14 protein-coding genes are annotated in these 19131 nt (G+C 52.0%); 9 read left to right on the forward strand and 5 right to left on the reverse strand.

Annotation, left to right across the window (positions count from 1 at the left end; genetic code table 11):
- The first annotated feature begins 252 nt into the window (after positions 1–252).
- A complete protein-coding gene (locus tag EA26_RS02245; RefSeq protein ID WP_039422977.1) occupies positions 253–1530 on the forward strand; it encodes a malic enzyme-like NAD(P)-binding protein in 1278 nt (425 codons plus the stop codon).
- A gap of 127 nt (positions 1531–1657) precedes the next feature.
- Here the strand turns inward: EA26_RS02245 and metJ are convergent, their stop codons facing one another.
- Entirely contained in the window at positions 1658–1975 is a 318-nt protein-coding gene (metJ, locus tag EA26_RS02250; RefSeq protein ID WP_039422980.1) for a met regulon transcriptional regulator MetJ, read from the reverse strand.
- Between the two features lie 209 nt (positions 1976–2184).
- Here metJ and EA26_RS02255 point away from each other — a divergent pair, with 209 nt between their 5' ends.
- From EA26_RS02255 to metF, 3 genes are all read left to right on the forward strand, one after another.
- Complete coding sequence (locus EA26_RS02255) at positions 2185–3351, forward strand: O-succinylhomoserine (thiol)-lyase (protein ID WP_039422982.1); 1167 nt, start codon at positions 2185–2187, stop codon at positions 3349–3351.
- Positions 3352–5763 (forward strand): bifunctional aspartate kinase/homoserine dehydrogenase II, encoded by a 2412-nt coding sequence (locus tag EA26_RS02260; protein WP_039422983.1) that lies wholly within the window; start codon positions 3352–3354, stop codon positions 5761–5763. It begins immediately after the preceding gene.
- 232 nt (positions 5764–5995) lie between these two features.
- Positions 5996–6889, forward strand: a complete 894-nt coding sequence (gene metF, locus EA26_RS02265; protein WP_039422984.1) for a methylenetetrahydrofolate reductase — start codon at positions 5996–5998, stop codon at positions 6887–6889.
- A gap of 172 nt (positions 6890–7061) precedes the next feature.
- On the opposite strand, the gene EA26_RS02270 is transcribed toward metF, so the two are convergent.
- From EA26_RS02270 to argE, 3 genes are all read right to left on the reverse strand, one after another.
- The gene (locus EA26_RS02270; protein WP_039422985.1) at positions 7062–7601 is read right to left on the reverse strand and encodes a PadR family transcriptional regulator; all 540 of its coding nucleotides are present in this window, start codon (positions 7599–7601) and stop codon (positions 7062–7064) included.
- A 590-nt stretch (positions 7602–8191) separates the two neighbouring features.
- Positions 8192–10825, reverse strand: a complete 2634-nt coding sequence (gene ppc / locus EA26_RS02275; RefSeq protein WP_039422987.1) for a phosphoenolpyruvate carboxylase — start codon at positions 10823–10825, stop codon at positions 8192–8194.
- A 229-nt stretch (positions 10826–11054) separates the two neighbouring features.
- Entirely contained in the window at positions 11055–12191 is a 1137-nt protein-coding gene (argE, locus tag EA26_RS02280; RefSeq protein WP_039422990.1) for an acetylornithine deacetylase, read from the reverse strand.
- Positions 12192–12339: 148 nt separating this feature from the next.
- Between argE and argC the strand changes: the two genes are divergently transcribed.
- The 4 genes from argC (at position 12340) to argH (ending at position 17629) form a co-directional block, all read left to right on the forward strand.
- Positions 12340–13344 (forward strand): N-acetyl-gamma-glutamyl-phosphate reductase, encoded by a 1005-nt coding sequence (gene argC, locus EA26_RS02285; RefSeq protein WP_039422992.1) that lies wholly within the window; start codon positions 12340–12342, stop codon positions 13342–13344.
- 22 nt (positions 13345–13366) lie between these two features.
- Positions 13367–14155 (forward strand): acetylglutamate kinase, encoded by a 789-nt coding sequence (argB, locus tag EA26_RS02290; protein ID WP_039422995.1) that lies wholly within the window; start codon positions 13367–13369, stop codon positions 14153–14155.
- A gap of 90 nt (positions 14156–14245) precedes the next feature.
- On the forward strand, positions 14246–15460 hold the full coding sequence (locus tag EA26_RS02295) for an argininosuccinate synthase (RefSeq protein ID WP_039428715.1): 1215 nt from the start codon (positions 14246–14248) through the stop codon (positions 15458–15460).
- A 294-nt stretch (positions 15461–15754) separates the two neighbouring features.
- Positions 15755–17629, forward strand: coding sequence for an argininosuccinate lyase (argH, locus tag EA26_RS02300; RefSeq protein WP_039422997.1), 1875 nt, complete (start codon positions 15755–15757; stop codon positions 17627–17629).
- Between the two features lie 160 nt (positions 17630–17789).
- Here the strand turns inward: argH and EA26_RS02305 are convergent, their stop codons facing one another.
- On the reverse strand, positions 17790–18047 hold the full coding sequence (locus EA26_RS02305; RefSeq protein WP_039422999.1) for a DUF3624 domain-containing protein: 258 nt from the start codon (positions 18045–18047) through the stop codon (positions 17790–17792).
- Between the two features lie 170 nt (positions 18048–18217).
- Here EA26_RS02305 and oxyR point away from each other — a divergent pair, with 170 nt between their 5' ends.
- Entirely contained in the window at positions 18218–19111 is an 894-nt protein-coding gene (gene oxyR, locus EA26_RS02310; protein WP_039423002.1) for a DNA-binding transcriptional regulator OxyR, read from the forward strand.
- Positions 19112–19131 lie beyond the last annotated feature (20 nt).

The raw sequence follows: 19131 nt of genomic DNA on the forward strand, positions 1-19131 counted from the left end.
GAGCGAGGTTGAGAAAAGCCACCATGGCCTCTTGGTCATGGTGGTTAAATTAGGAGCGCTTGGTTGGGGCACCTTCGCTGGTCTTACCTTCGCCTTTCTTGGTTATTTTGTAGATATGCTTCGCATTCTTGGCTAGGAAGATTGACTTATATCATTTAGAATTTATCTCCAAATTATCTAAAAACGCAGAGTTTTAGGTCATTTTGCAACACTCCCCCTATCCCACAAAATATATAAAGAGAATAACGACCTATGTCCGATGACAATCGCCAGGCATTGACCCCTGAAGAAGATCGCCGCCAGCAAGCGCTGGATTACCATGCCTACCCAACGGCGGGAAAAATCGCTATTGCGCTGACCAAGCCAGCCGAAACCGCCAAAGATCTTGCGCTCGCTTACAGCCCAGGTGTGGCTGAGCCAGTACGTGAAATCGCGCAAAACCCGGAGAACGTCTACAAGTACACGGCCAAGGGAAACATGGTGGCAGTGATCTCTAACGGCACTGCAATTCTTGGTCTGGGCAACTTAGGTCCGCTGGCGTCCAAGCCAGTCATGGAAGGGAAAGCGTTACTGTTCAAACGCTTTGCAGGCTTAGACTCGATCGATATCGAAGTAAAACACCGCACCATCGATGAGTTTGTCGATACCGTTGCCAACATCGCCGACACTTTTGGCGGCATCAACCTTGAAGATATCAAAGCGCCAGACTGTTTTGAGATCGAGAAACGCCTGATTGAGCGTTGTGATGTGCCAGTTTTCCACGATGACCAGCACGGCACGGCGATTGTAACGGCAGCGGGCATGCTCAATGCGATCGAGCTGCAAGGCAAAAAACTCAACGAATGTGTGATTGTGTGTTTGGGCGCGGGCGCGGCGGCGGCGGCGTGTATGGAGCTGTTGATCAAATGCGGCGCGATGCGTGAGAAGATCTACATGCTCGATCGCAAAGGCGTGATCCATACGCGTCGTGATGACCTCAACGAATACAAGCAGCTGTTTGCCAATAACACCGACAAACGCACGCTGGAAGATGTGATTTCTGGCGCGGATCTCTTCTTGGGCGTGTCAGGTCCAAACCTGATGCCTGCAGAAGCGCTGAAACTGATGGCCGATAAACCGGTGGTGTTTGCCTGTTCAAACCCAGATCCTGAGATCAAGCCTGAGCTGGCACATGAAGTGCGTGACGATTTGATCATGGGAACGGGCCGCAGTGACTATCCAAACCAAGTGAACAACGTGTTGTGCTTCCCGTTTATTTTCCGCGGCGCATTGGATGTTCGCGCCAGCGAAATCAACGATGAGATGAAACTGGCGGCGGTGGATGCGATTCGCCAATTGGCGAAAGAACCGGTTCCTGCGGAAGTGTTGAAAGCGGCGGGCGTCGACAGCTTAGAGTTCGGTCCTCACTACATCATTCCAAAACCGATGGACCCACGTCTGCTACCGCGCGTAGCAAAAGCAGTCGCACAAGCGGCGGTTGATTCTGGTGTGGCGCGCATCGCGATGCCAGAGAACTACATGGCGCAATAAGCCCAACGATGATGTAGACCTGTTAACAAAACGGGACGCCAAGGCGTCCCGTTTTTATTGCTATTCTTTTTATTGCTATTTTTGCCTTGGCAGTCAGCCACTTCCCCCCGAGCTGACCAGCAAATCCTCAGTCGTCGTAGGCTTCGAACTCGATGCCCATCGCTGTCATCAGCGCTTTCGCTTCAGTTGGAATGTCATCTGGGCGGTCTTTACGCAGATCTTCATCGGTCGGCAACGGCTGGCCTGTGTAGGCGTGCAGGAAGGCTTCGCACAGCAGCTCACTATTGGTTGCATGGCGCAGGTTATTAATTTGACGGCGAGTTCGTTCATCGGTCAGCACTTTCAGCACTTTCAATGGGATAGATACAGTGATCTTTTTTACCTGTTCGCTCTTTTTCCCATGCTCTGCGTATGGACTTATGTAGTCGCCATTCCAGTCGGCCATTGCGCACCTTTAGTCGTTATAGTTGGTTAATAAAATAATAGGCGCAGATTGTAGCTGGATTTACCGCCATAAGCAAAGACATATAGACGTCTAGAAGTGTTGACGTCTTAAATTTTGCTGGTTAAAGTGGCGGATAAAAGGAATGGATGACGCTGAAACAACAGTAGCCTATTCCCATTCAGAATGCATCTTTGGAGAAAGGAAACACTATGAGCACTCGCAAGCCCGCTACCATCGCTGTTCGAACTGGTATTGAGTCAGACAGTCAGTTCCGTGCTGTCGTTCCCCCCATTTACCTTTCGACCAACTACGGCTTTCCAGCCTTTGGCGAAGTGCCTAAGTACGACTATACCCGCTCGGGCAACCCCAACCGTGGCTTGCTGGAGCAGGCGCTGTATGAGTTGGAATCGGGCCAAGGGGCGGTGGTGACCAACTGTGGTACGTCGGCGCTTAACTTGTGGGTCTCTGCTTTCTTATCGCCAAACGATCTGATTGTCGCTCCGCACGATTGCTACGGCGGTACGTATCGCTTGTTCAATACCCGCGCCAACAAAGGCGATTTCAAGGTGCGCTTTGTTGATCAATCCGACCCAGCGGCGCTGGAGGCGGCCTTGGCGCTCAAGCCCAAACTGCTGTTGATTGAAACCCCCTCCAACCCGTTGGTGCGCGTTGTCGATATTGCGGCCGTGTGTGAAAAAGCACATCGCGTTGGCGCGCTGGTGGCGGTCGACAACACCTTCCTCACTCCGGTTTATCAAAAGCCGTTAGAGCTGGGCGCGGATTTCGTGATTCACTCCACCACCAAATACATTAATGGCCATTCTGATGTGATTGGCGGTGTGGTGGTGACCAAAACTGCGCAACATGCCGAGGAGCTGTCCTGGTGGGGCAACTGCTTGGGCGCAACCGGTACGCCGTTTGACAGCTACATGACGCTGCGCGGCATTCGCACGCTGGGGGCGCGCATGCGCGTGCACGAAGAGAGCTCACAGCAAATTTTAGCCTTTTTGCAAAGCGAACCGCTGGTGGGAACGATTTACCATCCGAGCCTGCCGCAACATCCGGGGCATGAGATCGCTAAAAAGCAGCAATCGGGGTTTGGCTCGATGCTCAGTTTTGAATTTGCCGGCTCGTTTGAACAGTTGAAGCAGTTTGTGCAAGCGCTGGAGCTGTTCTCTTTGGCCGAGTCGCTCGGTGGGGTGGAGAGTTTGATCTGCCATCCAGCGTCGATGACGCATCGAGCGATGGGCGAAGCGGCGCTGGCTGAGGCGGGTGTCTCCCAGCAATTGCTGCGTCTGTCGGTCGGACTGGAAGATGCGCACGATTTGATCGCCGATCTCAAACAAGCCTTTGAACAAGTGAAGGGAGCGCAATAAATGTCTGTTGTACGTCAGTTGCACAAGTTTGGTGGCAGCAGCCTCGCCGACCCAGAATGTTATCGCCGCGTCGCCAATATCCTCAAAGAGTATTCCAGTGAGAATGACTTGGTGGTTGTCTCTGCGGCGGGCAAAACCACTAACCGCTTGATTGAGTTTCTTGATGGGTTGGAGTGTGATGGTCGTTTAGCGCATGACGCGCTGCAATCGTTACGTCACTACCAGCTTGGTTTGGTTGAATCGCTGCTCAGTGGGGAGGCGCAAGGCCAACTACTCGCCCAACTAAATGATGAGTTCAGTACCTTGGCGGAGTTGGCGGCGCCGCTCACTCAAACGCAGAGAGCGGCCGTACTGGGCCACGGTGAAGTGTGGTCAGCGCGTTTGCTGGCTGCACTGCTTAACCAGTCCAATCTACCAGCGGTGGCACAAGATGCGCGTGCTTTTTTGCGCGCCGAAAGCGGCACTCAGCCGGAGGTGGATCGCGCGCGTTCTTATCCGCTGCTGAAAGAGGTACTGGCACAGCACGCCAAGCGCCGAGTGATCATCACCGGTTTTATGGCGCAAAATGGCGCAGGCGATACCGTGCTGCTTGGCCGCAATGGTTCCGACTACTCGGCGACCATCATTGGCGCGTTGGCGGAAGTGTCACGTGTGACAATTTGGAGTGATGTGGCGGGCGTGTACAGCGCCGACCCGCGGATCGTGTCGGACGCGTGCTTGTTGCCGCTGCTGCGTTTGGATGAAGCGAGCGAGCTGGCTCGTCTTGCCGCGCCGGTGCTGCATAGCCGCACCCTTCAACCGGTGGCGCAAAGTGCCACTGAACTCGATTTGCGTTGCAGCTACGATGCGGAATCGGGCTCGACGCGCATTGAACGCGTGCTTGCATCTGGGCGCGGGGCGAAAATTATCACCTCGCTCGATGAGGTGCTACTGGTACAGCTCACTTTTACTCGAGGCCATGACGATGACCGCGTGCAGCAAGAGGTGCTGCGCGCCTTGAAGCGTGCACAATTGGAACCGCTGGCCTTTGAATGGCAAAAAGATCAACATCGCCTGCGTTTGGCCTATACCGCTGAAATCGCCAGTGGCGCTTTGGCCTACCTGCAAGAGTTGGCAGTGGAAGCAGAAATCAAACTCAAAGAGGGCTTTTCGCTGGTGGCGGCGGTGGGCGCGGGGGTATCGAAAAATGCCAGCCACTGCTTTGGCTTCTACCAGCAGTTGAAACACTTGCCAGTAGAGTTCGTCTCGGAGGCGGATTCTGGCCTCAGTCTGGTGGCCGTACTACGACGGGTTAATCTGCCCGCATTGGTCAAAGGTATTCATAGCCAGCTTTTCCAAGCGCAAAAACGGGTGGCCATTGCCCTGTGCGGCAAAGGCAATATCGGTTCGAGTTGGCTAACGCTGTTTGCCCAGCAAAAAAGTGAACTGGAAAAACGCCATGGCATGAACTTTGAGCTGGTGGCGGTGGTCGATAGCCAAACGTACCTGTTCAATGAGCAAGGCTTGGATGCCGCAAGCGTGCAGAGCCATTTTGATGACGACTCGATCGCGCACGATGGCGATAGCTGGTTGCTGCGTTTAGGCGCTCTGCAAGGTTATGACGAAGCAGTGGTGTTGGATGTGACCGCCAGCGCGGAGTTGGCGGCGAAATATCTTGAGATTGCTAACCAAGGGCTGCATCTGATTTCGGCCAACAAGATCGCGGGTTCAGCCAGCAGTGAGTATTACTATCAGGTGCAAGATGCGTTTGCCAAAATTGGCCGCCATTGGCTGTACAACGCCACGGTGGGCGCAGGGTTGCCGATCAACCATACTGTGCGCGATTTGCGTGAGAGCGGTGACGACATTGTTGCGCTCTCGGGGATCTTCTCTGGCACGCTTTCTTGGTTGTTTCAGCAGTTTGATGGCAGCGTGCCGTTTGCTGAACTGGTCGATCTCGCTTGGCAGCAAGGGTTGACCGAGCCAGATCCGCGCAGCGATCTCGATGGCTCGGATGTGATGCGTAAGCTGGTGATTCTGGCACGTGAATCAGGGCTGGAGATTGAGCCGGAGAACGTCAAGGTAGAATCTTTGGTGCCGGCAGAGTTGAGCGACCTCACGCTGGATGAATTTTTTGATAAAGCGCAACTGCTCAGCGAGCGTTTACAGGAGCGTCTGGCCAAAGCGCAGCGCCAAGATCAGGTGTTGAGATACGTGGCGCGTTTGGAGAAAAACGGCAAAGCACGGGTGAGTGTTGAAGCGCTGTCGCGTGAGCATGCGTTAGCCAACTTGCTGCCGTGCGACAACATTTTTGCCATCGAAAGTAAGTGGTATCGAGACAACCCGTTGGTGATTCGTGGGCCGGGCGCGGGGCGAGAAGTGACGGCGGGGGCGATTCAGTCGGATCTCAATCGTCTGGCAGGCCTGTTTTAGAGCGATGAACAGGCGTTAAAGCGCCGTGGCTATCGGTACACATCTTATCCAAGGGGCCAATCGGCCCCTTGTTATTTCTACTTGAACTATGCTCATTATGAACTTGAGAAATATTCATAATCGCACTGTTGACATTAAATCGTATTCAATTCATTCTGTAGCCATATAGACGTCTAAACGTCAGTTCGCAACAGTTTGCAAGTTTGTGGCGGGTGGTCACAGGGAGAGGAACATGGGCTATACACACGCAAGTCATATTGACGCTTTAAACCAGAATATCGCTGAGCTTTCAGACAACATCAATGTGTCGTTTGAGTTTTTTCCGCCCAGCACGCCGCAAATGGAAGAGACGCTGTGGAGCTCAGTACAGCGCCTAAAAACCCTGCAACCCAAGTTTGTCTCGGTGACTTACGGGGCCAACTCTGGTGAACGTGACCGTACTCACTCGATCATTAAAGAGATCAAAGAACAAACTGGCCTGGTGGCTGCGCCGCACCTTACTTGTATTGATGCTAGCCGTGACGAGCTTATTAACATTGCTAATGACTACTGGGCGAATGGCATCAAAAATATTGTTGCGCTGCGCGGTGATATTCCTCCGGGCGGTGGCGCGCCAGAGATGTATGCCTCTGATCTGGTGACTCTACTGAAATCGCTGCACGATTTTGATATTTCGGTGGCGGCGTTTCCTGAAGTCCACCCTGAAGCGAAAAGTGCTCAAGCGGATCTGCTCAACCTCAAACGAAAAGTGGATGCAGGTGCGAACCGTGCCATCACGCAGTTCTTTTTCGATGTGGAGAGCTACTTGCGTTTTCGTGACCGCTGCGTAGCGGCCGGGATTGACGTGGAAATCGTCCCAGGTATTTTGCCCGTATCGAACTTTAAGCAGGCGTCGCGTTTTGCAGCGCAGAACAACGTTAAAGTGCCCGGTTGGATGGCGAAACAGTTTGAAGGGTTGGATGACGATCCTGTGACTCGTCAGCTAGTAGGTGCAAGCCAAGCAATTGATATGGTGCGTATTTTAAGTAGAGAAGGGGTGAAAGATTTCCACTTCTACACGCTAAATCGCGCCGAGATGACTTACGCATTGTGTCATACATTAGGCGTACGTCCCAAGCAAGCTTAACGGTTTGCAAGGTCAGGTTTTCAAGGTAAAAGCGGCGCAAAGAGTGCCGCTTTTTATTGGGCGCCCTCTTTTGCTTTTCACTTTGAGCACATTGAGACAAATAAAAAGGCTGGTATCAAACCAGCCTGATTTGTTTCTCTCGTCAATTAACGAGCGTGAGGCGCGAGAAGAGTTAACCGAGTACTTCCAATTCCGCCAACACTTCGTCTGCCCAGTTGATCCACGTTTCACGTAGCATCAGGTTGCGGCGCAGTGTCAAACGCTCTAGACGACCTTGTTTGTCGAGGGTCGATGGTGTGGCGTAGTAAGCCGCTTCAATCTCTTTGTAGTGAGCGACCAGCTTGCGAGACTCTTCGACTAATTGCGCCAATTGATGGCGGTATGGCGCAGACGGCTGCACTGCACAAGCCATCAGCTTGGCAGAGAATTCGTCACGCACCGTTGGGTGTGCGGTCGGTTGATCAAACCAATCACCCAGCGCTGAACGTCCTGCGTCGGTAATAGAGTAAACTTTACGATCCGGTTTGCCTTCCTGTGGTTCCAGTACACAAGTCACCAGTTCTTGCTCAGCCATTTTGTTGAGCTCGCGGTAAACCTGTTGGTGGCTCGCTTTCCAGAAGTAGCCGATACTGGCTGAGAATTCTTTCGTGATGTCGTAACCGGTAGCATCACGTGTGCTTAAAACGGTCAGAATAACGTGTGGTAATGACATGTCTTCATCCAAATGGTCAATAAACTGTTAACAAGCTGGCTGTACTGCGTTTGCACTCTTATTTGATGCAATTTGTTTTATGTACAGTCAGCACCAACACTGTGTTGGTCCTGTCACCTTAAAAGCCGTTTATCACCTAGGGTGGATGGAACTTTCCATCGAGCTGTGAAAATGATGATTTGATAATTAATTCACAGCGGACGCGTATTATATCTAAATATAAGCATGAAGTAGAATACATGCGTGGTTTTGCTTAAAAAACTAATAAAATACTAAATAGTCGGCACTTAAAGACTGTGTTATGCATGAATGTTTGATAAATGTTCCTTTTGTAGTTAAAAATACTGCCTATTTGCTTCTTATTTCCATGCGTAAGTGTGATTTTTATCACGTTTTATTGCGTTGTAATTACAAGTTTCCTGAGTAATGGTGCGTTTATCGATAAGGTAGTAGGAAGGGCTGATAAGGTGAGAAACGCCGAGGTGCGATGGGTACTGAGAGGATAAAAACCAGAGAGGATGGCCGTCGGCAGTAAAAAGGCTGCACTTTCATGCAGCCTTGAGATTAATCAGATTCGCCAATGGTGTGACTTAACCGGTATTGCGCATTCCCGCCGCGATGCCAGCGATGGTCACCATCAAGGCTTCTTCCAACTCTTCTGCCGCTTCTTGCGTCTGGCGCGTGCGGTACAAAAGTTCAGCTTGCAGCATGTTGAGTGGCTCAATGTAGATATTGCGCAAACGGATCGACTCCTGTCCCCACGGATCGCTTTGCATCAAGTTCTCGTTGTTTTCCACGTTCAGCACGGTTTTGATGTCACGTTGCAACTGTGCCCGCAGTTTATCGCCAAGTGGCAGCAGGGATTCATCTGCCAAGCGTTCATCGTAGTAACGCGAGATCTCGATGTTGCACTTCGAGTACACCATCTCCAGCATGCCAAGACGAGTGGAGAAGAACGGCCATTCGCGACACATCTCTTCCAGCAGCGCTTGATGCCCTTTGTCGATCGAGTATTGAATCGCTTCACCCGCACCGAGCCACGCTGGCAGTAGCAGGCGGTTTTGGCTCCAAGAGAAGATCCATGGAATCGCCCGTAAACTTTCCACACCGCCATTGGGGTTGCGTTTCGCTGGGCGAGAACCGAGTGGCAGCTTGCCAAGTTCCAGCTCCGGGGTCGCTTGGCGGAAATAAGGGACGAAATCCGGTTCACCGCGTACCACGCTGCGATAGGCTTCGCAGCTCACTTCAGAGAGCACGGTCATCAAATCGCGCCACTCTTGCTTTGGCTCCGGTGGTGGCAGCAGGTTCGCTTCAAGAATCGCGCTGGCGTACATGTTAAAACTGTTGACCGCCACTTCAGGCAGGCCAAGTTTAAAGCGGATCATCTCGCCTTGCTCGGTCACGCGCAGGCCGCCTTTTAGGCTCTTCGGTGGCTGAGAAAGCAGTGCGGCGTGAGCCGGTGCACCGCCACGACCAATTGTGCCGCCGCGGCCGTGGAATAGGGTCAGCTCAATGCCTTCCTGCTCGGCGACTTTCACCAGCGATTCCATTGCGTGGTATTGCGCCCAGCCCGCCGCCATAACGCCTGCGTCTTTGGCAGAGTCGGAGTAACCGATCATTACCATCTGATGATTTTGGATAAAGCCACGGTAGAGATCGATGCTCATCAGCTGTTTGATCACCGCTTCGGCGTTGTTGAGATCGTCGAGGGTTTCAAACAGCGGGCAGACGTCCATGCGATACGGACAGCCAGATTCTTGCAGCAGCAGGTGAACGGCTAACACGTCCGATGCGGTACGTGCCATGGAGATCACGTAGGCGCCAAACGCTTCACGTGGTTGTGCAGCAATGATTTTGCAGGTGTCCAGCACTTCCTTAACCGGTTCGCTTGGTTGCCAATCACGTGGCAGGAGCGGGCGTTTGGACGCCAGTTCGTTGGTTAAGAAAGCCAGCTTATCTTGCTCGCTCCAGTGATTGTAATCGCCAATGCCGAGATAGCGAGTCAGCTCCGACAGCACATCGGCATGACGGGTGCTCTCTTGGCGTACGTCGAGGCGCACCAGATGCACGCCAAACGCTTTGACGCGGCGCAGCGCATCAAGCAGCGAGCCGTCGGCAATCATGCTCATGCCGCACTCGCGTAGTGACTGGTAACAGGCCAGCAAGGGTTGCCAAAGTTGGTCGATGTGTTGCAGCGGCGCTTTGACTGCCAGTTTTTGGCCGTTGATCTTGGCATCCAAGATCTCTTTAGTTTCAGCAAGCAGAGCGCGTAGCTGCTTAAGCACCGCGCGATACGGTTCGTGTTCTTCTTCACCAGCGAGTTGACGCACGGTGTCGTTACACTTGGTCATCGACAGTTCGCTGATCAACTCATTGATGTCTTGAAGATAGAGGTCGGCGGCTTTCCAGCGTGACAGCAGCAGTACTTCACGAGTCACGCTGTGGGTGACAAACGGGTTACCATCGCGATCACCGCCCATCCAAGAGGAGAAATGTACCGGGCGGGCATCAATCGGCAGCCCTTCACCCAGATACTCTGTCAGGCGCTCATCCAGCTCACGCAGAAAATCGGGTACCGCTTCCCACAGTGAGTTTTCCACCACGGCAAAGCCCCACTTGGCTTCATCCAGCGGGGTTGGGCGCTGCTTGCGGATCACATCTGAGTGCCAACCTTGAGCAATCAACTGCTCTAGGCGTTGTTCGGTTTTGTGACGCTCTTTGGAAGAGAGATCGCCCAGTTCCAGCTTCGACAAACACTGGTTGATCTTGACCAGTTTGTTGATCATGGTGCGACGGGTGATTTCCGTCGGGTGCGCGGTCAGAACCAGTTCAATGTTCAGTTCACGCAGCGCCTGCGCGGTATCGAGTTTGCTGACGCCGTTTTGGCTCAGTTTGGCAAACAAGGTGTTGATCGCATCCGGTTCGCAGACGTACGAATCGCAATGGCGTGAAATGGTGTGGTATTGCTCGGCGATATTAGTCAGGTTCAGAAATTGGTTGAACGCACGGGCCACCGGCGTTAGTTGCTCGTCTGGCAGATTTTTAATTTCTTCAATCAGGTTGTTGCGATCTGCCTGATTGCCAGCGCGGGCAGATTTGGAGAGTTTACGAATCGTCTCCACCTTCTCTAAGATTTCGTCACCGTGTGCTTCTTGTATGGTGTTGCCCAACAAGTGCCCCAACATGCTGACATTACTCCTGAGAGCGGCGTATTTCTCGTTCATTGTCGTCCTGCCTCGTAAAAAAATTACATCCAATGTTCCTTGTTAAGGTCACAATCTAGCGAAATTTGTTGTAACTAGTCAAATAAAGCAGACTTAGTTTGCAAATATTCCTTCGCAGTGCTGATTTAACGCAAATTATGCCTTAATGAATAAACGATACTGAAAGTTAATTACAGCTCAGCCGTGACGGAATAGTGCAACCGCCACGGCCGTTATCATCTCCCTCTGCTCAAAAACAGTACTGGCGCATCGCTTTGCGCAAAATGTCGGTGGTCGGCTCAATAAAGTCAAAAGAGAGAAACTCATCGGGCTGATGGGCTTGATCAATCGAACCCGGGCCAAGCACTAAGGTTGGACACAGTTGCTGCAAAAATGGCGCTTCGGTGCAGTAGTTGACGGTTTGTGACTCGCTGCCGCACAGTTTTTCGACTCCGTGGATAAACGGATGGTCGTGCTGGCATTCATAGCCCGGGATGGGGTCATGCAGTGGCACGATGTCAATCCGCCCCGGCCATTTGGCTTCCACCTCTTTGAGCGCGCCGCGCAGCAGATTGTTGAGACCATCAAGGCTGATGCCGGGTAGTGGGCGCACATCGTAATGCAGTTCACAGCAGCCACAAATGCGGTTGGCACTGTCGCCGCCGTGGATGTGGCCGAGGTTGAGTGTCGGATTGGGAATGGCGAATCCCGGGTTGTGGTACTCCTTAATGAGGCGATCGCGCAGTTGCATCAGCGCAAACAGCACTTCATGCATGATTTCGATGGCATTGACGCCGAGCGAAGGATCTGACGAGTGGCCCGATTTTCCCGTCACGCGCACCACGTTGGCCACATGTCCTTTATGTCCGCGTACGGGCACTAAGCTGGTTGGCTCACCGATGATGCAGTAATCCGGTTTGTAAGGGGTGTTGGCGCTAAAGTGTCGTGCACCCAGCATGGTGGTTTCTTCATCGCAGGTCGCGAGCACGTACAGCGGCTTACTCTGCCCGGACCAGTCCATGCGCTTGGCCGCTTCATAAATAAAGGCGAAAAAGCCTTTCATATCGGCGGTGCCTAGGCCGTAAAACTTGTTGTCTTTCTCGGTGAGTTGATGTGGGTCGAAACTCCAGCGCCCTTGATCAAAGGGGACAGTATCACTGTGTCCGGCCAGTAGCAGGCCACCTTCTCCTTGGCCTTTTTTTGCCAACATATTGAATTTGCCAGGTTCCACTTCGACAACCTCGACTGCAAAACCCAACGCGCTAAACCAATCGGCCAGTTTGGCGATCACCTCTCGGTTGCCTTGATCCCAACTCGGGTCGCTGGAACTGATGGATGGTGTCGCGATCAAGCCGCGGTAAACCTCAAGAAAACTTGGTAATTGCATAGATTCTTCACTTCCCCTGTTGACAGTTGGGTAACAAAAAGGTAAAACACATATTAACTCATATTTAATGAATAAAAAATCAATATAAAGCAAAAATTAAATATGAATAGTCACTTTTGTTTCCCTTTTGGTTTACGGATGTATTGAGATGTTAAAGACAACAATTATAGGCGCCAGCGGCTACACCGGTGCGGAATTGGCTCTGATGGTGCAAAAACATCCTGAGCTCACGCTAGCAGGTTTGTATGTCTCCGCCAATAGCGCGGACGCCGGTAAATGTATCTCTCAATTGCACGGAAGATTGGCGGGCGTGGTAGAGATGGATGTTCTACCGTTAAGCGATCCTCAAGCCGTGGCTGAACAGTGTGATGTGGTGTTTCTTGCTACCGCGCACGAAGTCAGTCACAACTTAGCGCCGATCTTTCTCGAACAAGGCTGTCAGGTTTTTGATCTTTCTGGCGCGTTTCGCGTTAAAGGCGACGACTTTTACCCCACCTACTATGGGTTTGAACACCAGCACGTCAGTTGGCTCGATAAAGCGGCGTATGGCTTAGCGGAGTGGAACGAGAGCGAGATTGCGCAAAGTCAACTGATTGCAGTCGCTGGCTGTTACCCAACCGCATCGCAACTTGCGATCAAACCACTGCTGGCGAAAGAGTTGCTCGATACGGCGCAGTGGCCAGTGATCAACGCCACCAGTGGCGTTTCTGGTGCGGGGCGTAAAGCCTCCATGACCAACAGTTTTTGCGAAGTGAGCTTGCAAGCTTACGGCGTATTCAACCACAGACATCAGCCGGAAATCGCCAACCACCTTGGTTGTGAGGTTATCTTTACCCCGCATCTTGGCAATTTCAAACGTGGCATTCTTGCCACGGTGACCATGAAACTCAAAGCGGGTGTCACTTTAGAACAAGTCAACGCCGCGTTTGAAGCCGCTTATGCTGGCAAACCTGCGGTGCGTTTAAAAGGCGACGTGCTGCCTCGCTTACAAGAGGTGGAAATGACGCCGTTTTGCGACCTGGGATGGAAGGTGCAAGGCGAACATATCATTGTCATTTCAGCGATCGACAATCTGCTGAAAGGCGCATCCAGTCAGGCGATGCAATGTCTGAATATTCATTACGGTTTTTCACCACTGACAGCCTTGCTGTAGTAGCCGGAGTAAGGAAAGAACCATGACTCAGTCTCTTAATCCACTTGTGATCAAATTAGGCGGTGCAGCGCTTTCCTGCACAAAGACATTAAGTCAGCTCTTTGGAGCGATTGCAGCCTATCAGCAAAAAGCGCAGCGACAGATCGTCATCGTCCATGGTGGCGGTTATCTGGTGGATGAACTGATGGAAAAACTTCAGTTGCCGACGGTGAAGAAAAACGGCCTACGCGTGACGCCTTACGATCAGATCCCGATCATTGCTGGCGCACTGGCTGGGACGGCGAACAAACTGTTGCAAGGTCAAGCCCTTGCCGATGGTCTGAACGCGGTTGGCTTGAGCTTAGCCGACGGCGGTCTGTGCCAAGTGGAAGAGCTTGACGCTGAGCTTGGCGCGGTAGGTAAAGCCGCACCGGGCGATGCTACCTTGCTAGGCGCGATTTTAGCCACGGGCGCGCTGCCGATCATCAGCTCAATCGGCCTGACGCCGAGTGGTCAACTGATGAATGTCAATGCCGACCAAGCGGCGGTGGCAGTTGCCGGGGCGCTGGACGCGGAGTTGGTTCTGCTCTCTGACGTCAGCGGCGTGCTGGATGGCAAAGGCCACTTAATCAAGAGTTTGACCGAAGCCGAAGCCGATGCGCTGATCGCCGGCAAAGTGATCACCGACGGCATGATTGTCAAAGTGAAAGCGGCCTTGGAAGCGGCCAACGATTTGGGCCGGGCGATTGAAGTCGCGACCTGGCGCTACCCAGATAAATTGGAAAGGCTGTTTGCTGGTGAAAGCATCGGTACACAGTTTGTCCCCGCTTAAGCGGAAATTTTTGTAAGCCTTATCAGACACAGAATGAATGAGTATGGCACTGACCGCCGAGTGCAGCGCCACACCAACGGAGAATTTAAAATGAGCAAGTTAACGGTAAATAAAGTGGTCGTCGCGTACTCAGGCGGATTGGATACCTCAGTCATCATCCCTTGGCTAAAAGAGAACTACGACTGCGAAGTGGTGGCGTTTGTTGCCGATGTTGGCCAAGGCGAAGAAGAGCTGGTGGGCATTGAAGAGAAAGCCAAAGCGTCGGGCGCTTCTGAGTGCTACGTGGTCGATCTAAAAGAAGAGTTGGTGGCCGACTACATCTACCCAACGCTGAAAACCGGTGCGTACTACGAAGGCAAATACCTACTGGGTACCTCAATGGCACGCCCGGTAATTGCCAAAGCGCAAGTGGAAATCGCACGTAAAGTGGGCGCAGATGCCTTGTGCCACGGCTGTACTGGTAAGGGCAACGACCAAGTGCGTTTTGAAGGGGCGTTTGCTGCGCTTGCGCCAGATCTCAAAGTGATTGCGCCGTGGCGTGAATGGGATCTAGTCAGCCGCGAGCAGTGTCTGGATTATTTGGCTGAGCGCAACATTCCGTGTGCCGCGTCACTCACCAAAATTTATTCGCGTGATGCCAACGCATGGCACATCTCAACCGAAGGTGGCGTGCTAGAAAGTACTTGGAATGCGCCCAACGAAGATTGCTGGGTGTGGACTGTCGATCCTGAGCAAGCGCCGAATGAGCCAGAGTACGTTACCGTGCAAGTGGAAAAAGGCGAAGTGGTTGGTGTCGATGGCGAACCGATGACGCCATACAACGCGCTGGTTTACCTCAACGAGAAAGGCGCGAAACATGGTGTGGGCCGTATCGATATCGTGGAAAACCGTCTGGTTGGCATGAAATCACGTGGTTGCTATGAAACCCCGGGGGGCACCATCATGATGGAAGCTCTGCGTGCGGTAGAGCAGCTAGTACTGGATAAAACTTCGTTTGAATTCCGTGAAGAGCTGGGCGTGAAAGCCTCACACTTAGTATACGATGGCCGTTGGTTCACGCCGCTGCGTAAATCCATCATGGCGGCGGCGGATGAGCTAGCGCAAGATGTCAACGGTGAAGTGGTTGTGAAGCTGTATAAAGGTCAAGCGACGGTGACGCAAAAACGTTCAGAGAACAGCCTCTACTCAGAAGAGTTTGCCACCTTTGGTGCCGACGAGGTGTATGATCACAGCCACGCAGGCGGTTTTATTCGTCTTTACTCGCTTTCAAGCCGTATCCGTGCGTTGAACAATCTGAAAAAATAAACTCTCTGAAAAATAAGCCCTCTGAAGAAAAAGATTCTTCAGTTAAGGTAACAATATCCAAGGCCTGTCGAGTGATCGACAGGCTTTTTCGTTCTCAGCGACACTCACGACCAAACAGCAAGTAAAACACTTCATTTTCCATGAATAAATATGTAGAAATAATGAATTAATACTTTATTTTTTGTTGGAATTGCCGTAACGTTGGCACATAAGAAAAAGTGAGCAAATTGCCTGCATTTTGGCTAACACTTGTTAACAACACCACAGTAAGCAATAGTCATCAGGAGAGACACAATGGCATTATGGGGCGGAAGATTTACCCAGGCGGCAGATACCAGGTTCAAAGAGTTTAACGATTCATTGCGCTTTGATTACCGATTGGCCGAGCAAGACATTGTGGGCTCGATTGCTTGGTCGAAGGCGCTGCTGTCGGTCAATGTGCTTAGCCAAGAAGAGCAGCAAAAGCTGGAACTGGCGCTCAACGAGCTTAAGCTCGAAGTGATGGAAGATCCGCACCAGATTTTGCGCTCGGATGCAGAAGACATTCACTCTTGGGTCGAGCAGCAGTTGATCGGCAAAGTGGGCGATCTGGGTAAAAAGCTGCACACTGGCCGTTCGCGCAATGACCAAGTGGCAACCGACCTGAAACTGTGGTGCCGTCAGCAAGGTCAACAATTGTTGCTGGCGCTCGATCGGCTGCAAACCCAGATGGTTGGCGTGGCGAAACAGCATCAAGCCACGGTACTGCCGGGTTACACCCACCTGCAACGTGCTCAGCCTGTAACGTTCGCTCACTGGTGCTTGGCATACGTTGAGATGTTTGAGCGCGACTATTCACGCCTGAGTGATGCCCTGCAGCGCTTGGACACTTGCCCGCTTGGCTCGGGCGCGCTGGCAGGGACCGCTTATCCGATTGATCGCGAACAGTTGGCGCATAATCTCGGTTTTCGCCGTGCGACGCGCAACTCGCTCGATTCGGTGTCTGATCGCGACCACGTGATGGAGCTGATGTCGGTGGCGTCGATCTCGATGCTGCACCTCTCTCGCCTCGCGGAAGACATGATCTTCTATAACTCTGGTGAGTCCGGTTTTATTGAGTTAGCCGATACCGTTACTTCTGGCTCTTCCTTGATGCCGCAGAAGAAAAACCCGGATGCGCTGGAGCTGATTCGTGGCAAAACAGGCCGGGTTTATGGTGCATTGGCGGGCATGATGATGACAGTCAAAGCCTTGCCTCTGGCGTATAACAAAGACATGCAAGAAGACAAAGAAGGACTGTTTGACGCGCTCGACACGTGGAACGATTGTATGGAGATGGCGGCGCTCTGTTTTGATGGCATCAAAGTAAACGGCGAACGCACGCTGGAAGCGGCTAAGCAGGGCTATGCCAACTCAACCGAACTGGCGGATTATCTGGTCGCCAAAGGCATTCCGTTCCGTGAAGCGCACCATATTGTCGGCGTGACTGTGGTTGGCGCGATTGCCAAAGGCTGCGCGCTGGAAGAGCTCTCACTTGATGAGCTGAAAGCCTTCTCGCCAGTGATTGAGCAAGATGTCTATCAGATCCTCACCATCGAATCGTGTTTGGAAAAACGCAGTGCCCTTGGCGGCGTATCACCCAAGCAAGTGGCTTATGCGGTGGAGCAAGCCGACAAGCGCTTAGCGCAGCGTGATGCGTCAGCGGTCAAAGTGCGTCCGGCACGTTTGACCGACATTGAAGCGCTGGAAAGCATGGTCGCTTACTGGGCCAATATGGGGGAAAACTTGCCGCGTTCACGCAATGAACTGGTGCGCGACATTGGTTCGTTTGCCGTGGCAGAGCATCAAGGCGAAGTAACTGGCTGTGCCTCTCTGTATGTGTACGATTCGGGCTTAGCAGAAATTCGTTCGCTAGGCATTGAAGCGGGTTGGCAAGGGCAAGGGCAAGGAACAGCGATTGTGAACTATTTGCTGGCGAAAGCGCGGCAAATGGCGATCAAAAAAGTGTTTGTGCTCACCCGTACGCCGGAATTTTTTATGAAGCAGAGCTTTATTCCCACCTCAAAATCATTGCTGCCAGAGAAGGTGCTAAAAGATTGCGACCAGTGCCCGCGTCAGCATGCGTGTGATGAAGTGGCGCTGGAAGTGAATCTTTTTGAGCAAGTGATTGCACGAGCGCATGTTGCATAGCTCTGTTTTTATTGACTATTTTAATTTTCTTATAAAAAAGTCAAAAAAAGCGAATTTTCGCGGAACCAACATAAAGCAGCGCGGTCTATCTAGTACCACTGCTTTTTCTTAGAACGAATCTAAGAAGGCCCCGAAACCGGAATTGGTTTTGGGGCTTTTTTTATTTGCGCGAGTCGTTTTGTCTCGCTCGCCAAGGCAAGATCACATACTTCATCCATAAATGCAGGAAGAGCAGAGCGTTAAATGCAAAGCCCGCCACAATCAGCGCGATCGACTCAATAGAGGTCGGTTGCTCTCGAAACGCCAACCACCAAACGATCCAGCACAGCACCGACAAGACGGTCAACTGATCCATACAGCGTTTGCATCGCCCAATTTTCTGCCAAAACCAATGTCCATCACATCTATTACAGCTCATTGCTTTCTCCCTAGCGCTATAGAAGCCAGTATAAACAAAAAGGTTAGAGAACCAAATCTTAGCCAAATATGGCTTGATTTTGAGCTTGGCTGTTCATTAGGGTAAAAATATTTGATAGCTCTAATCGTTTGATGTTATGGTTTTGATAGTTAAATTCGATTGAGGTTGCGATGAATATCCGAGACTTGGAATATCTGGTGTCACTGGCAGAGCACAAACACTTTCGCAAAGCGGCGGAAGCCTGTTTTGTCAGCCAGCCGACACTAAGTGGGCAGATCCGTAAGTTAGAAGAAGAAATTGGCACCATTTTATTAGAGCGTAGTAGCCGCCGAGTGCTGTTTACCGATGCGGGTTTGCAACTGGTCGATCAGGCGAAAGTCATTCTGCGTGAAGTGAAAACCTTTAAAGAGATGGCCAGTGGGCAAAATGGTGAAATGAGTGGTCCGATGCACATTGGCTTTATTCCCACTTTGGGGCCCTATTTATTGCCACGCATTATTCCGCAGTTGAAGGAACGTTATCCCGAGCTGGAGCTGTTTCTGCATGAAGCACAAACGCAGCAATTGATCAGCCAACTGGAAGCGGGCAAGTTAGACTGCCTCATCTTGGCGTCGGTCGCCGAAACCGAGCCATTCAAAGAGATCGATATCTATCATGAACCGCTCAGTATCGCCGTGCCACTCAATCATGAGTGGGCCAAACAAGAGCAGTTGGATATGTTAGAGCTGAATGGCAAAACGGTGCTGGCGCTGGGGGATGGCCACTGTCTGCGCGATCAGGCACTCGGTTTTTGCTTTGCAGCGGGCGCACGCGATGATGAGCGTTTTAAGGCCACCAGTTTAGAAACGCTGCGTAACATGGTTGCCGCGGGCGCTGGGATTACTTTGCTGCCGGAGCTCTCCTTGCCGAAAGAAAAAGAGAAAGATGGCGTCTGCTATGTCAAAGCGGTCAACCCGGTGCCGTCACGCAAAATTGTCTTGGCTTATCGCCCGGGCTCGCCATTGCGTGCGCGTTTTGAACAGTTGGCGAAAACCATCAGCGATATTCTTACTCACAGAACTTAACGGCGCGATTGAAGGGCAGA

Source organism: Vibrio navarrensis, assembly GCF_000764325.1.
Taxonomy (GTDB): Bacteria; Pseudomonadota; Gammaproteobacteria; order Enterobacterales; family Vibrionaceae; genus Vibrio; species Vibrio navarrensis.

Bases quoted from the DNA above. Each gene is read 5' to 3' on its own strand.
- EA26_RS02295 (WP_039428715.1), top strand. From the start codon at position 14,246: ATGAGCAAGTTAACGGTAAATAAAGTGGTCGTCGCGTACTCAGGCGGA.
- ppc (WP_039422987.1), bottom strand. From the start codon at position 10,825: ATGAACGAGAAATACGCCGCTCTCAGGAGTAATGTCAGCATGTTGGGG.
- metJ (WP_039422980.1), bottom strand. From the start codon at position 1,975: ATGGCCGACTGGAATGGCGACTACATAAGTCCATACGCAGAGCATGGG.
- argH (WP_039422997.1), top strand. From the start codon at position 15,755: ATGGCATTATGGGGCGGAAGATTTACCCAGGCGGCAGATACCAGGTTC.
- argB (WP_039422995.1), top strand. From the start codon at position 13,367: ATGACTCAGTCTCTTAATCCACTTGTGATCAAATTAGGCGGTGCAGCG.
- EA26_RS02245 (WP_039422977.1), top strand. From the start codon at position 253: ATGTCCGATGACAATCGCCAGGCATTGACCCCTGAAGAAGATCGCCGC.
- metF (WP_039422984.1), top strand. From the start codon at position 5,996: ATGGGCTATACACACGCAAGTCATATTGACGCTTTAAACCAGAATATC.
- EA26_RS02260 (WP_039422983.1), top strand. From the start codon at position 3,352: ATGTCTGTTGTACGTCAGTTGCACAAGTTTGGTGGCAGCAGCCTCGCC.
- oxyR (WP_039423002.1), top strand. From the start codon at position 18,218: ATGAATATCCGAGACTTGGAATATCTGGTGTCACTGGCAGAGCACAAA.
- EA26_RS02255 (WP_039422982.1), top strand. From the start codon at position 2,185: ATGAGCACTCGCAAGCCCGCTACCATCGCTGTTCGAACTGGTATTGAG.
- argE (WP_039422990.1), bottom strand. From the start codon at position 12,191: ATGCAATTACCAAGTTTTCTTGAGGTTTACCGCGGCTTGATCGCGACA.
- EA26_RS02270 (WP_039422985.1), bottom strand. From the start codon at position 7,601: ATGTCATTACCACACGTTATTCTGACCGTTTTAAGCACACGTGATGCT.
- argC (WP_039422992.1), top strand. From the start codon at position 12,340: ATGTTAAAGACAACAATTATAGGCGCCAGCGGCTACACCGGTGCGGAA.
- EA26_RS02305 (WP_039422999.1), bottom strand. From the start codon at position 18,047: ATGAGCTGTAATAGATGTGATGGACATTGGTTTTGGCAGAAAATTGGG.